This is a genomic window from Tahibacter sp., assembly GCF_032229445.1.
Lineage (GTDB): Bacteria > Pseudomonadota > Gammaproteobacteria > Xanthomonadales > Rhodanobacteraceae > Tahibacter.
In genome coordinates this window covers 1-14,249 of the sequence record NZ_JAVTWC010000044.1, presented here as the reverse complement: position 1 = coordinate 14,249, position 14,249 = coordinate 1, and the positions used below count along the sequence as shown (strand labels likewise).

Annotated in this window: 10 protein-coding genes; 7 read left to right on the top strand and 3 right to left on the bottom strand. The window is 64.7% G+C overall.

Annotated features, from left to right (window positions below; all coding sequences use genetic code 11):
- Window positions 1-232 precede the first annotated feature (232 nt).
- The 5 genes from RUU78_RS08825 to RUU78_RS08805 all read left to right on the top strand — a co-directional run bounded on the left by RUU78_RS08825 (window position 233) and on the right by RUU78_RS08805 (window position 7,486).
- On the top strand, window positions 233-2,035 hold the full coding sequence (locus RUU78_RS08825; protein ID WP_313915707.1) for a serine hydrolase domain-containing protein: 1,803 nt from the start codon (window positions 233-235) through the stop codon (window positions 2,033-2,035).
- A 237-nt stretch (window positions 2,036-2,272) separates the two neighbouring features.
- Window positions 2,273-2,731, top strand: a complete 459-nt coding sequence (locus RUU78_RS08820; protein WP_313915705.1) for an RICIN domain-containing protein — start codon at window positions 2,273-2,275, stop codon at window positions 2,729-2,731.
- Window positions 2,731-4,320: a hypothetical protein gene (locus RUU78_RS08815; RefSeq protein WP_313915702.1), complete on the top strand. Its 1,590-nt coding sequence runs from the start codon at window positions 2,731-2,733 to the stop codon at window positions 4,318-4,320. The genes RUU78_RS08820 and RUU78_RS08815 overlap by 1 nt, the downstream gene beginning before the upstream one ends.
- Window positions 4,321-4,928: 608 nt before the next feature.
- Window positions 4,929-6,098, top strand: a complete 1,170-nt coding sequence (locus RUU78_RS08810) for a serine hydrolase domain-containing protein (protein WP_313915700.1) — start codon at window positions 4,929-4,931, stop codon at window positions 6,096-6,098.
- A 335-nt stretch (window positions 6,099-6,433) separates the two neighbouring features.
- The gene (locus RUU78_RS08805; protein WP_313915698.1) at window positions 6,434-7,486 is read left to right on the top strand and encodes a M23 family metallopeptidase; all 1,053 of its coding nucleotides are present in this window, start codon (window positions 6,434-6,436) and stop codon (window positions 7,484-7,486) included.
- 288 nt (window positions 7,487-7,774) lie between these two features.
- Here RUU78_RS08805 and RUU78_RS08800 read toward each other — a convergent pair whose 3' ends face one another.
- The gene (locus RUU78_RS08800; protein ID WP_313915697.1) at window positions 7,775-10,249 is read right to left on the bottom strand and encodes a PKD domain-containing protein; all 2,475 of its coding nucleotides are present in this window, start codon (window positions 10,247-10,249) and stop codon (window positions 7,775-7,777) included.
- A gap of 357 nt (window positions 10,250-10,606) precedes the next feature.
- Between RUU78_RS08800 and RUU78_RS08795 the strand changes: the two genes are divergently transcribed.
- Window positions 10,607-11,557 (top strand): DUF4386 domain-containing protein, encoded by a 951-nt coding sequence (locus RUU78_RS08795; RefSeq protein ID WP_313915695.1) that lies wholly within the window; start codon window positions 10,607-10,609, stop codon window positions 11,555-11,557.
- Window positions 11,558-11,791: 234 nt separating this feature from the next.
- Window positions 11,792-13,141: a hypothetical protein gene (locus RUU78_RS08790; protein ID WP_313915693.1), complete on the top strand. Its 1,350-nt coding sequence runs from the start codon at window positions 11,792-11,794 to the stop codon at window positions 13,139-13,141.
- 120 nt (window positions 13,142-13,261) lie between these two features.
- Here the strand turns inward: RUU78_RS08790 and RUU78_RS08785 are convergent, their stop codons facing one another.
- Complete coding sequence (locus tag RUU78_RS08785) at window positions 13,262-13,855, bottom strand: SCO family protein (protein WP_313915691.1); 594 nt, start codon at window positions 13,853-13,855, stop codon at window positions 13,262-13,264.
- Window positions 13,852-14,249 (bottom strand): SUMF1/EgtB/PvdO family nonheme iron enzyme (locus RUU78_RS08780; RefSeq protein ID WP_313915689.1); only part of this gene is annotated, 398 nt, incomplete at its 5' end. The genes RUU78_RS08785 and RUU78_RS08780, both read right to left, overlap by 4 nt.

Below are 14,249 nucleotides of genomic sequence, written 5' to 3'. Positions count from 1 at the left end.
GACCCGGAGCCGCGTGGTGACCGAGACGTCCGAAGGATGGACCCTGGTGGGAGCGCACGGCAATCTGTCCGCGCAGTACGAGCACACGATGATCGTTACCCGGGGCGAGCCGATCGTCGTCACGCGGCATTAGGGACATTTTTGCGAGACCGCCGTCATTTCGGCGGTCGTTTGATGTCGACTTCACACGATCAGGCAAGAGTCCCGGCAACTCCATGTTCGGGACGTCCTCATGCCGCGTTGTTTCCTTCCCGGTCTGCTCGCCTTCTGCCTTGTCGCGATGCCTTGCGCCGCGCTGGGCATGCCCGGCGATCCGGCAGATGACGTGCAGAAGATTCTTTCATCGGAACGGCTGGCGGGTGCCGCATGGAGCCTCGTCGACGGAGCGGAGATACACATCGGCGCCGCAGGCACGCGCGATGCGGAGCGCGGCACCGCGATGCGCGCGGGTGATCGCGTGCATGTCGGCTCGATCACCAAGACGCTGGTCGCGCTAGGGCTGCTGCGGCTGGCGAGCGAGGGGCGGATCGATCTGGACGCTCCGGTGTCAGCGGTGCTTGCGGATATCGCATTCCGGAATCGCTGGGAGGAAACGGATCCCGTCCGCATTCGCCATCTGCTCGATCACACCGCGGGGCTCGAGGACGCGCGGCTCTGGCAGATGTTCAGTGCGCGTGTCTCGCCCGATGACCCGCTCGCCGCCGCCTTCACGCGCGATGCATCGGTGCTGCAGGTCCGCACTCTGCCGGGAGAGCGCTTTTCCTATTCCAACATCGGCTATGGCCTGGCGGGAATGATGATCGAGCAGGTCACCGGGGTGCGCTATGAAAAATGGCTGGCGGAACACTTGCTCGCGCCGCTCGGCATGCGTGACAGCAGTTTCGCTTTCGTGAGTCAGACGGGCCCCGCGCGTGATGCACTCCTGGCCTGGGGGCATCAGGACGATCTGACGCCCGTGCCGGCGATGCCGATCGCACTGCGCCCCGCGGGGCAGTTCACCACCACCGCACGGGACATGGCGATCCTGGCGCGCTTCCTCATGGGTGACGGACGCCTGGACGGTGCGGTCTTCGTACGATCCGATCTGCTGCGCGCCATGGGCCGGCCGACCGGTACGCAGGCGGCGCGTGCGGGACTCGACACGGGCTACGCGCTGGGCCTGGTCCGGCGCGATCGCGGCGGCGTGATCGGGCTGTGTCATGCCGGCAATATCGTCGGTTACCACGCGATGCTCTGTCTGTATCCGGAGCAGCAGAAGGCGTTTTTCGTATCCATCAACACCGACAGCGAGACCGCCGACTACGCGCGGATCGATGCGGCCATGATGCAGGCCCTCGGATTGGAGCCATCGCGTCAGAGCGATACCGCGAGCACGGTGGACGTTTCGCCCTGGCTGGGCCGCTACGTACCGGCGCCCAGCCGCTTCGCCATCCAGCGCTATGCGGATCTCCTGGCTGGCGGTGTTTCGCTGGAACGCGACAGCGTCGGCCTTGCGGTTACGCCTTTCATGGGAAGCCCGCAACGGCTGGCACCGGCTGGCGGTCATCTCCTCAAAGGCGAGGGACGCGTGGCGCCATCGCACGTCCTGCTGCGGGACGCCGACGGAATCCCCCTGTTGAGCCAGGGGACACGGACGTTCCGGATGATCGGCACGCTCCCGCTGGTCTGGCTCTGGGGAACGTTGGCGCTGGGAACGATCGGTATCGCGCATTTCGCGATCGTCGCTCCGGTCCTTGCGCGACGCCGGCGCAGCGCGGTGATCGGACCTGGCACCGCCGGTGTATTCGGGCTGCTCGGCGCGGTATCGCTGCTCGTGTTTCAGCCTTTGGGGAGTCTCGGCGATCCGACGGCTACGAACATCGTGATCGCACTCGCGACGCTGTCGCTTCCGCTCGCGATGCTGTGGCAGGCAATTGCCGAAGGCATGAAGCGTCGGATGTACTGGCGACTGAACCTGGCTGCGAGCGTGGCCGTGCTGCTGCTCTGTACAGTGCTCATGAACTACGGACTGATACCGCTCATGCTCTGGTGCTAGGCGGACTCCGACGCTTGGCGCCACGTTGGTGTCAGGCGAAATCGTCCACTTTCGAACGCCGCATTTGTTGCAACAAGCGCAGAACAGTCGTTGCTCCTATCGGCGAGCGAAAGGAAAATTTCGCCTACGCAATCGGCGCTGTTCAAAGCGCGCAAAGACACGTTTTGCCGAAGATTCCGAAGTGATTTTGTATGCCAATATCCCCGCCGCCGACCGGCACCACCAGGGGGATTTCGCATGGCATTCGTTCCGATTCCGGGCAGTTACTACTTTCTCGTGGCCGAGCACAGCAACAAGGTGCTCGAAGTGGCGGGAGCATCGGGCGCGCAGGGCGCGGTGATCCAGCAGAACGCACCGGCGAAGGCGTTTCCGGATTCGTTCCACCAGCAGTTCATGTTCAACGAGAACGGTAGCGAACGCGTCTACGTGCTGCGCGTACGCCATTCGCAGCAGGTGATCGACGTCGAGGCCGCGTCGAAGAACGACGGCGCGAAGGTGCAGCAGTATTCCTGGCATGGCGTGGATCACGAGCGCTTCCGCGTGATCGACGCGGGTGATGGCAGTTTCTTCCTCGAGGCCGTGCACAGCGGCAAGGTGCTCGATGTCGACCATGCCGACATGGGCAACGAGAAGCGCGTCATTCAGCAGGCCAACCACTCACCGGCACCAACACGCATCAACGCTTCCGTGCCGTGATGGCCGAGGAGGGTTTCGACCCGAAGGAACTGCCGACTTTCACCAATCCCAGCCAGATCGTGCGTGATGTCACGCTGGGCATCGCAGGGCTGATCCCCGAAGCGGGCGGCGCCGTGAAGGGGCTCGTCGGCTTTCTGTGGAAAGACGCCACCTCCACGATGATCTGGAACCAGGTGTTGCGCTATATCGAAGCCTATGTCGAAAGCCGGCTCGAAGAGGCGCGCATCACGGCGCTGCGCAACACCGTGGAAGGCGCACGCACGAACCTGCGCGAGTTCGTGAAGCTCACCAACGGCGCGGAGAAGGCGACCAAACTCGTCTCGACGATCACGGCGCTGAACCTGGTGGACCGGCCGTTTTTCAATCGCGAGTCGGCCGAACGCACGTTGAGCTATTTCGTCGCGATCGGCACGATCAAGCTCACCCTGCTGCAGGAGCAGGCGCGCTTCTATGCCGAGAATGCCGGACTTGCCAAGGACGACAACAAGGAAGCGCACCTGGAGGCGCTGCGCCTGGGCATCACCGAATACACGGTAGCGGCGCGGCATCTGCGCGCTGACATCATGAAAGCCCGGCTGGATCGCATCGGCGGCAACTTCACCGCAAGACCGGTCGGCACCAGCTACCACGATTTCACCTACGAGGTGACGCTGAAGGATGGCGCCGACAATCGCGAAATGATGTTGCGCAGCAGCCGCAACGGCGATATCGAGCCGACCAAGCAACGTGTTCTGGCTCAGCGCAAGCAGGTGGTCGAAGCGCAGTACGGGGCCAAGCTCGACGCCATCCTCGCGCCCTCGTTGACCTGGGAATCGTTCGACCCGGACCGGAAACGTCCGGTCAAGCAGACGGTCACGCGCAAGGTCGGGCCCTGGGGCACGCTGCATACGGATACCTCACTCGCCGGCGGCCAGGGCATCGCCAGGATCGAACTGTGGTCCGACAACCAGCTGCGTGGTATTCGCATCACCAACCGCAAAGGCCATCAGCAGATGTGCGGCGCGCAGAAGGGCAACAGCGTGTCGATCACGCTGAAGACCGGTGAAGTGATTACCGGCGTGTATGGCAGCGCGTACTACTACGTGCATTCGCTGTTCCTCGAAACGAGTTTCGGCCAGCGCATCGGTGCCGGCGAATTCCACCGCGCCTATCGCTTCCAGGCTGATCTTCCGCCCGAACTGCGCGCGGGCGTGGTCGACATCCACGGCGCCGGCAGTTCGGTCGCGGTGGACGGGTTGCGCTTCGACTTCGACTACGAGTTGGAAACCACGCCGGCGGCATCCGCATTGCTTGCCGTGATCGCGCCGTTGTGGTCACCGTCGGTACCGCCGCCGGGCACACCGGAACGCGAATTGGCGGTGGATACGATTGCCGATCCGACCCGCAAACCCCTCAGGACGATGAAGAAGGCGGCGGCGCCGACGAAAGCTGTTGCGTCGAAGAAAGCCAGCAGTCCCTCGTCGAAAGTGGTGGCGAAGAAGGCCGGGGTGAAGCGCACCGAAATATCTGCGAAGCCGGGTGCGAAGGCGGGAAAGGCAGGGGCGGTCAAGAAGGCGATGAAGCCCAATCCGAAGCCTGCGCGGCGTTGAGCGCCTTCGGTTCCACTGTCTGATCTGATCCGCCACCTTCGTGGGAATGTGGTGGACAGGGCAAAACCACTCTGGCCTTTCTCCACCACTGCACGCCGCGGCGGCACCGATTCCGGAAAGCTGCCCCGGCGCTCAGCCGAACAGCATTGGTGGTGCAGGGGCGCCGGCAGCCGGCGCCTGGTCCATTCGCCGGACGCCGCATCAAGCCCGCGCTTGCTCCAGCCTGCTCATTGCTCGCGGTTCGCCGCAGGTTCGGCCTGCAGTGCCACTCGGGCATCGCGCAACGATCGCCTGTGCGGGATAGAAGGCGGCAGGGGCCCGTTGCCGCGGTGGGCTGCCTTGAACCGCGCGGAAGTCAGCAATGCGGCCGGTTCGCGCTTCGAGCGTCGCGCGGAATACGTCGCACGCGACAGTGCGCGCGGTGGTTGTGGGCAGACGCGGATGACGTAAACGCCGACCCGACCGCCCGTGGCCTCAGATCCTGACACCCTTGCGGATACTGCGGCCAATCGGCGAGTGACGAAAATTGCGCGCTCGCGGGATGCTGCGACCGATCATCGCGGCGCCGCATCTGCTGACGCACTTACGACTCGCAACGGATGAAAATCATGCTCGGACAATGGGTGCTCGGCGCTGTGATGTGGCTGTCGGCGATGGCCGGCGCGATGGCCGCTGCAGAAAATCCGGCTGACGTAAGACCGGTCGACAAGGCGGTGCTGAGTGCTGCCGTAGCGGCACGCCTGGAACAGGCTCTGGCCGCGGGTTTCAGCGGCAGCGTGCTGATCGCCGACGCCGACTCGGTCGTGTTCGAACACAGCTACGGCCAGGCCGATCCCGCGAACGGCGCGCCGGTGCGCGCAGACACGCGCTTCAATCTCGCCTCGAGCGGAAAGATGTTCACCGCGGTCGCCGTGCTGCAGCTGGTGCAGCAGGGCAAGCTAGACCTGGATGCGCCCATAGGCCGCTATCTGCCGGATTGGCCCGTGGCCCGCGTGCGTGACACGGTCACGCCGCGTCAGCTGCTTACACACACGTCCGGACTGGGCTCGTATTGGGGCGCGTCGTTCCAGGCGGCGCGGGCGACGCTCAGGACACTCGGCGACTATGCGCCGCTGCTGGCACAGGAGCCGGCCTTCGAGCCCGGCCAGGGTTGGCAATACAGCAACAGCGGCTTCATGCTGCTGGGATTGCTGGTCGAAGCTGCGTCGGGCGAGGACTATTACGACTATGTCGCGAAGCATATTTTTGAACCGGCCGGCATGCGCGACAGCGGCTATTTCGAGCTCGACGGCAAAGCAGAACGCGTCGCCATTCCGCACCACGGCGGCGGCGGCGCGGAAAAGGATCGACGCTACGCGATGCCTGAACCCCGCGGTGGCGGTGCAGGCGGCGGCTATTCCACACCGAAGGACCTGCTGCGCTTCCATCGCGCACTGACCAGCGGCACGTTGCTGGATGCCAGGACCTACGCATTGCTGATGTCCGCCGTACCACTCCCGTCCGCCGAGCGCGGTCGTCCGCCCCACGGCTTGGGCATGCTGCGCTATGAGGTTGGCGAGGACGTCGCCTACGGTCACCCGGGCGGCGCGCAAGGCATAGGCGTGGACTTCCGCGCCGGATCTTCTTCAGGCTGGGCCCTGATCGTCATGAGCAATGTCAGCGACCCGTTCGCGATGGAGATCGGCACCGACCTCGCCCGCATCATCGCGGAAGCTGGCGGTCAGGATCTGCGCTTTCCGGGAATGAGGGCGCGCGGGGCGGGGAAGCGGATGCCTTGAGCGCTCCGCGATGCAACGAAGCCAGGTCACTCGCCAGATGAACCGTGCAAGCAGGCCGGAGAGACCGCTCGCGTCCGCGGTGTCGATCCCGTTGGTGCAAACGCCATGGAGGGCTCCGTCAACAGATCGTCCCGGCAGTCTCCACCAGTGAACATCTACCGCGGAGAATTCGCATGCAGCGACGTTACGGACATGACCAACCGAATCAGCGTCATGGGTGGAATCTCACGGGTCCCGTCGGTTGCCCGTCAACGAAACGTCCCCGTTTTTCCGCCGGTCGCTTGCGGCACATTCTTGCGGCAACGTGGGGCACAAGCGGTTGCATGAGGCGTCGAATGCTGACCGCGCTCGTGCTTTGCTTGCTCTCTACCGTGGCCATGTCCACGGATGAGCAGCCGATGCCGGCATCCAAGGTTCCACTTCGACTGCTGACCATTCCGACGCAAATCTACTCGACGGTCGTCAATGCCAAGGAAGGCAGCACCGGATGGATGTTCTTCCTGATCCTCGAGGCGGCGGACGAGGGCGCGATCACCGCGTCGGAACTGACGTTGACCTATCTGTCGAGCGGCAAACCGGTGCGTACCGAGACATTGGGCGCGACCGCCTTGCTGGCCGTCGACAAGACCAACTACCCGCCGGCAAGGCTGACCGGAACCGCGCCGACGCAGCCAACATTCTGGCCGCATGCGTTCCGTATCCACGCCAGCGTGCCGGCGGCACTCGGCGTCGATGCCCTGGAGGCGAAGCTCCGCATCGCAGCGGGCAGCAAGAAAACGAAAGTGGTGCAAGCGACCATTCCGATCAGGACGTATGAGCAAAAGACCCGGCTGAACTTCCCGTTCCGGGGCAAGGGGATCGTTTCGCAAGGCGGCGCTTTTGAGGCCGGGCATCGCAATCGCAGCGGTCTATATGCCATCGACGCCATCGGTCTGACGGACACCTATGCGCCCGTCATCCAGGGCAACGATGCTATCCAGGACTACGCCGGATGGGGGCGGACGATCATTGCGCCCGCAGCCGGCAAAGTCGTGCAGGTTCGAAACGACCGGCCCGACCAGCCGGTGGACGGCGTCAGCGATCCCACGTTCTTCGCTCCCGAGTATCCGGACGGCGGCGACCCGGGAAATTCCGTGGTCATCGATCACGGCAACGGCGAATTCAGCCTGCTCGCGCATTTGCGGAAAGGCTCGGTACGCGTCCGTGTCGGCGACGCGGTGACGCAAGGCCAGGCGATTGCCCTGCTCGGAAATTCCGGTGATACGACGGGCCCTCACATCCACTACCAGTTGCAGGATGGTCCGCGCTGGGAGTTCGCCAACGCACTGCCGGTGCAGTTCGGCAACGTGCGGCAGACCAGCAAGGGTTCCTACTTCGAGGCGAAGTAGCACAGCCGAAATGTGCGCGAAGGAAAGGCGCGAAACGGGGGAGTGACGACGTCGTCTGTGCGCCCGAAGCCCGTGTCACGACGCGTGTGAAATGCGCCGCACCGCACGATGGCGTTCGATGAGCGGAAGGGTATTGCAAGGGCCGGGTGAGGCATCCGTCGCCTGCCGCAGAAAACGCGGCCAGGTTCATTGCCCGCGCGGGAAGTGACCCTGGCCGCCTTGCTCCTGCCATTTTCTGACAGCCTCCGATCTGTGCGGATCGGAGGCTGTTGACCGCTGTCTCTCGACTTACGGTGTGGTGTAGCTTGCGGTCAGCGAGACGCCCGAGAACGTCGAGAATGCGCGCAGCACGACGTAGTACGTGCCGGCCTGCACGTTCGCGATGGTGCAGGTTTCCGCGTTGCCGCCGATATAGGGTCGGCAGTCGTAGCTGGATGTCGTCGGGGCGGAGCCGAACTTGACGTAGAGGTCGGCGTCACCCGTGCCACCGGAGGTGACGAACGTGAGGTTCGTCGCGCCGGCCGGAACGACGAGTCGATAGGTCTGCGTCTGAAGGCCCGTGCCGGCAGAAAGTCCGGTCACGGCGATGCCGTTACAGAGGATCGTGCCGCCGCATCCGCCCGAGAAGACCTCCACCGGCAACGTCTTCGTCTGCGTGGCGCCACCGTTGTCCGTCACGGTCAGCGACACGGTATATGTGCCGGGAATGGAATACGTCTTGCTCGGATTCGTCGCGGTTGACGTCGTGCCGTCGCCGAAGGCCCAGGCGCGTGACGCGATCGTGCCGTCGACATCGGAGGAACTGTCGGTGAACGACACCGTCAGGCCGCTGGTCGCGAAGGTGAAGTTTGCGGTCGGTACGATGTTCGATCCGCCGGCCGTGTAGCTTGCGGTCAGCGAGACGCCCGAGAACGCCGAGTACGCGCGCAGCACGACATAGTACGTACCCGCCTGCGCGCTGGCGATGTTGCAGGTTTCGGCATTGCCGCCGACATAGGGCCGGCAGTCGTAGCTTGAGGTGGTGGGCGCGGAACCGAACTTCACGTAGAGATCCGCATCGCCCACGCCGCCGGCGGTGACGAAGCGGAGATTCGTTGCGCCCGCGGGAACGACGAGCGTATACGTCGCGGTGGTTCCGCCCGCGGCAGCCGCAAGACCGGTCGCGGCGACGCCGTTGCACAACACCGTACCGCCGCAGCCGCTCGACACAACGGTCACCGTGGTCGTCTTCGTATGCGTCGTGCCGCCGTTGTCCGTCACGGTCAGCGAAACGGTATACGTCCCGGCGGCGGCGTAGGTCTTGCCCGGATTCGTCGCGGTGGATGTCGTGCCGTCACCGAAATTCCAGGTGCGTGACACGATCGTGCCGTCGCTGTCGCTCGAGCCGTCCATGAAGCTCGCCGTGAGCCCGTTCGTCATGAAGCTGAAGTTCGCGGTCGGCGCGGTGTTGGGCGGCGCGCCGACGGTGATGGACTTCGTGACCGAGTTCATCGAACCGGTATTGTCCGTGACGCTCAGCGTGACGCTGTACGTGCCGCCGCTCGCGTAGGTCTTCGCCGGGTTCGTCGCCGTCGACGTGGTGCTGTCGCCGAAGTTCCACACGCGCGAAGCGATCGTGCCATCGGCATCGCCGGACGCGTCGGCGAACGTCACGGTCAGGTTTGACACGGTGTGCGTGAAGTTCGCGATCGGCGGTACGTTGCCGGCACCGGCGGCGTAGAGCTCGGCTGTCGCGAGCGGGCCTGGGCCACCGGCGAACAGCACGTTGCCGCTATTGAGCAGCGTCGCCGTGAACATGCGCGAACGCGAGGCGGCCAGCGTACCCGCGTTCGACCAGGTCCCGGAGACCGCGTCATACCGCTCCAGACTGCTGGTGACCGACGAATTCGTGTAGCCGCCGCTGACGAGCACGCCGCCGTCGGCCAGGGCCACGGCAACATGTCCCGAACGCGGCGTCACGAGAGCGCCTGTCATCGAGAACGTCTGCGTCGCGGGGTCGAACACTTCGGTGCCGCCCTGCTTGCCGCTGCTGTTCACTCCACCGGCGATGAGGACGCGGCCGTTGGCCAGGCGGGTCGCACTCGCGGAGTGACGCGCCGTTGCCATCGGGTTCGTGGCACTCCACGTGTTCGTGGCGGGATTCCAGATCTCGGCGCTGGAGAGGACGATGTTCGAAGTGCTCTGCCCGCCCGCGACCAGTACGCGGCCGTCCGGCAGCAGCGCGGCGCTCGGACGGTAGCGCGCCGTGTTGAGCGGGATGGCCACGGTGAACATGCCGCTGTCCGGATCGAAGATCTGCGAATTCGTCCCGTCGATGATCAGCACCTTGCCGTCGAGCAGCGTGACGGTGGTCGGATAGGTCGTCGATGTGCTGCCGGTCAGCGAGCCTGCCGTGACGCTCCAGCTCGCGCCGGCCGGATCGTAGATTTCCGCGCTGCGCAGGAACTCTCCACCCGACGCGGTCTGTCGGACGCCGCCAACGACGAGGATGCGCCCGTCGGCGAGTGTGGCGATGCCCGACTCGCCGCGTGAGACCACGAGCGGCGACGTCGGTACAAACGAGCCGGTAGCGGGATCGTAGATTTCAGCGGTCGAGGTGCTGGGACCGCCGGTGGAGTACCCGCCGGCGACGAGTACGCGGCCATCGGGCAGGCGTGCGGCCATGTGGTCGGCACGGCCCGTGGACATCGAGCCGGTCGGCTCCACCGCGTCCGCGGCTGATGCCACGGACAGCAGCAGGAGCATCGCTGGAAAGAACTTCATCAAAGACGTGCGTGTAGTGCGAAAGGATTCGAGCATGGTTGTTGTCATCTCGCGATAGGTGTTGTCGGAACACAGGGTGGAACGGCAGCGTAGCGATCGAGGCTGTCTGATTTGCTGCAAAACGCTGCGCGTCCTCGGCGCAGGATCGGGCGAACTGCTGGCGCCTGACGAGGGGCGCGTCGTATTCGGGCAGTGCGGTTGGTCCAGAACAGGTGCAGCGCGGCCTGGGCAGGAATCGGCAAAGCGCCAAGGTTCGGAGGTTGACCGATCAGGCGGTTGCCGAAGTGAACCCGATGACGGTTCATCGGCGGCGACGCCTGGCAAAGAGTGTGTCGCAAAGACGTCTCAAACTCTGCGATGAGCCCGCGACCGCAGCGGCTCGCCAGGCAGACTCCGAACACGGTAGGGCAAGCTCTTGTTCTCGGCGACGCGTGGAGCGGCTACCGATCACAGGTGCGGCATTCCGGAATCTTGTCCGGTACTTCCCCGAAGGCACAGCTTCGTCCGGCTGTCGGCGTCGTTCGAAACCCTCACGGCGCAGTTCGTCGCGCGGGCCGCTCCCGGATCGGTGTTCGTGGGCAAGCTACAGGCCCTACAAGAACGGCGAGGCTGGCGATGATCACGGAGAAACAGACGGGGCACCTCATCGGCGCGCTCTTGCTCGTTGCGATGCTGCTGGGCCTGTGGAACAACTTTGGCCTGACCGCGCCGATCTTCTCCGGAGCAGGCTATCTCCACCAGGGGTCGCAGATGCCACTTCTGTTTGGCGCCAGCGCGTTGCTCGGGCTGGTTACCAGCGCCCTGAGTCTGGCGGTCGGGGTGGTTGCCTGGCCGGTGCTTCGCCAATACAGCCCGTACTTCGCCTTGGCCTTCCTGCTGTTGACCGCGGTGGGCCTGGCCACATCCGCCGTGGAGCAATCGAGCTTCCTGTCGATGCTGTCCCTGAGCCAGCAGTACGCGAAGACGGCGAGTCCCGACCCGGCCCTGTTCGAGCTCCTGCATAGCATGGTTTCGGCCGATCGAAACGGGATCCACTACATCGACAAGATCATCGGTGGCGGCGGAATCCTCGTGCTGCACCTCGCGCTGTTGCGGTCGCGCCTGCTGCCGCGCTTCATACCGGCGTTCGGTGCGCTGGCCGCGTTGATCCAGATGGGCGGCATTTCGCTCGAGCTGTTCTCCCGCGACCTGCCGCCGCTGATGCTCGCCCCCTTGGCTCTCGCGCAGCTCGTACTGTGCCTGACCCTGCTCGTGCGAGGGTTTTCTCCCGTGAAAGCGGCGGCGCAGAAAGCGGGTGTCCTTGCCTGATTGTGCAGGTATGTGGTTCTGGTCCGCGTGGATCTCCCAGAAGCGCACGGGTCATCAGCGACGACACCAAGGCCGCGTCAGTCCCGCGTCGTCAATGCCGTATGTCCTGGCGACCTTTGCCGCCAGGAGCTATCCGGTCTCATGCCCACGCGCCGCTCATGCACACGCTTATGCGCCCTCGCATTCGGCGCCGGCCTCACCGGGGCGCCGACCGTAACTGCCCTGCAGTTTCGAGTGGACAGCGCGCTCGACCGCGTTGACGCCGCAGCCGGCGATGGCGCTTGCCGCACCGACGAAGGCCGATGCACCTTGCGGGCCGCCATCCAGGAAGCCAATGCCTCCAGCGGATACGACACGGTGCTCGTTCCTTTCGGCACCTATTTCCTCGACACCATCGATCACTCGGGCGAAGACGAGGCTGCGCGTGGTGATCTCGACATCACCGAGTCCCTCGATCTGCGCGGCATACCGGGTGACACGCCGGACATGAACCGGGCCATCCTGACGAACGACTTTACCTTTGACTCCAGGCATGACCGGTTGCTCGACATCCACGCGGGTTCGTCTTTGCAACCCGTCCAGATCGATCACATCGAATTTAGTTTCGGCCACACGGCTGAGCCCCTGGGCGGCGGCGCCGTTCTGGTGCGGGCAGGCGCACATGCTGAATTCTTGAATTGTGTGTTCTATGCCAATTTCACCACCGGTGCGCCAGGTGTCGCGCTGGCCAATTACGGGACGACTGCGCTGCGTCGCTGTGCGGCAACGGACAACAAGTTCAACCTCGGCTCCGCTCCGGTGCTCGGCACGTTTTATTCAGGGCAACGTGGGCGCTTGGAAATGGACGAAGTCGAAGTCAATACCAGCATCGTTCAAGCGGGTGGGGCAGTAGCCGCCAACGGAATGGCGCACCTGAGGGTCGCGCGCAGCCATTTCATCGGCAATGCTGCGTCAGGCGGAGTCCCGGTCACGCAGCGCGGTAGCGGCGGCGCGGTCTGGTTGGCCGGCAGCGCGCAAGCGGAAATCATCAATACCGTTACCGTGGCAAACTCCGGGAGCAGCGCCCTGACGTCCGGAAACAGCATCGCCGTCTACGACCAGGCAGAACTGGCTCTGCGCCACGTCAGCCTGTTCGATTTCAGCATCGAGGCCCCCGTCGCCGAACCTGCGCAAGTCAGCCTGGAGGCCAGCGTGATCTACGATACGGCGCAGGGCACGGTCGAGCACGACCTGAGCCGCATAGCGGCCTGCAGTGGCAGCGTGTCATCACGTGGCAACAACCGGATTGCTGCAAGCCGCACGTGTAGCATGTCCACGGGCAGCGGCGACCTGCGCCCGCCCACGTTGAGGGCCAATGGTGTGGCGTATCCCGCGGCGCATCCGACCTTCTCGTTGCAGCGCATTCTGGTGCCTGACGATCCCTCGGACATTCTGGATCTTTCGGCGGGCACGTCGTGTCCGATGACCGACCAGTTGCGCGCGGCACGGCCGGCAGCACGGGTTCCGGGTGCGCCGCGGCGCTGCGACGCGGGCGCGATCGAGTTGCCGCTCGATCATCTGTTCGTCGACGGCATGGAACCTTGACAGGTCATTGCGAAATCGGAGGGCGAGGGAGGCCTGCGGCCGCTACCTGCACTGATCCGGATCAAACCCTGTCCAGGACACCGACCTGTCCCGTTTCACTGCGACTCGCGCTCGTCGAAGCTACTTCGCCGGCGACTCCAGCGTATTGCGCACCGCGGCAAGAAATTTCGGATCCGGTGTCGCACCCAGTGCCTCGCTGCTGGCTATGCGGCGACCTTCGCCGTCGAGCAGGACGAGTGCGCTGGTGTGGTTGAATTCGCCGTCCGCCAAGGCGCGATAACGCACGCCCAACAGGGCCGCGAGCGTGCGCACGTTACTTTCGCTGGTGCGTGCCAGGGTCCAGTGGGCGGCATCGAGTTTGCGTTTGTCGAACACGGACTTCAGCGCCGCCGTATCGTCGCGGGCAGGGTCCAGACTGATAAGCAGAAATCTCAGATGGGCACGTTCGGTTTCGTTCAGCGCATGCTCCACGCCTTTAACGCTGTCGATGATCAAGGGGCATACGTAGCGGCATGAGGTATAGAACATGGCGACCAGGAGCGGTCGGCCGCGGCGCTCGCCAAGATGAAACTCGGTTCCCGACTGGTCGGACAAGGTGGCGTCGAATCGATACACCGAATCGCCGGGAATGGCGCGCAGTTCGGCGGCAGACAGCGTTCCGGTGCATGCGCAGGCCAGCGCGACAAAAATGAGAAAAAGCGTTCGTCTTTTCATTGCACGTCTCCCGAAGCACCACGGGCGCAGCGAAAGCCGAGACTGCCCGTGGTGTTGTGTGCTTCCAGCGCCGACAGCATCGCGATACGCATCAGCACGGCGTAGTTTTCCCGGTCGTCGGTAGCGAGTGCGCCGGCGCCGCAGAACGTGATCACGTCGGGATCGGCCTGGTTGCGGTTGTCGGCCGAAACCAGCATGGCGGCGTAGTCGTCCACCCATTCCCAGACCAGGCCATGCAGATCGTGTACGCCGTGCAGATCCGGCGAGCCCTGCCCAACGCGGGCCAGCGGGACGTTGGCCGGTTTCGCGTACCAGCCGAGGATGCGATCGCGCCAGGCAGGGTCCTTGCGCGCGTCGGCGCGGGTCGCGTCGGCCGCGGCGGCGTACTCCCATT

Coding starts and splice junctions, on each gene's coding strand:
- RUU78_RS08800 (WP_313915697.1), bottom strand. CDS start 10,249: ATGAAGTTCTTTCCAGCGATGCTCCTGCTGCTGTCCGTGGCATCAGCC.
- RUU78_RS08820 (WP_313915705.1), top strand. CDS start 2,273: ATGGCATTCGTTCCGATTCCGGGCAGTTACTACTTTCTCGTGGCCGAG.
- RUU78_RS08805 (WP_313915698.1), top strand. CDS start 6,434: ATGCTGACCGCGCTCGTGCTTTGCTTGCTCTCTACCGTGGCCATGTCC.
- RUU78_RS08815 (WP_313915702.1), top strand. CDS start 2,731: ATGGCCGAGGAGGGTTTCGACCCGAAGGAACTGCCGACTTTCACCAAT.
- RUU78_RS08810 (WP_313915700.1), top strand. CDS start 4,929: ATGCTCGGACAATGGGTGCTCGGCGCTGTGATGTGGCTGTCGGCGATG.
- RUU78_RS08785 (WP_313915691.1), bottom strand. CDS start 13,855: ATGAAAAGACGAACGCTTTTTCTCATTTTTGTCGCGCTGGCCTGCGCA.
- RUU78_RS08795 (WP_313915695.1), top strand. CDS start 10,607: ATGAGCCCGCGACCGCAGCGGCTCGCCAGGCAGACTCCGAACACGGTA.
- RUU78_RS08825 (WP_313915707.1), top strand. CDS start 233: ATGCCGCGTTGTTTCCTTCCCGGTCTGCTCGCCTTCTGCCTTGTCGCG.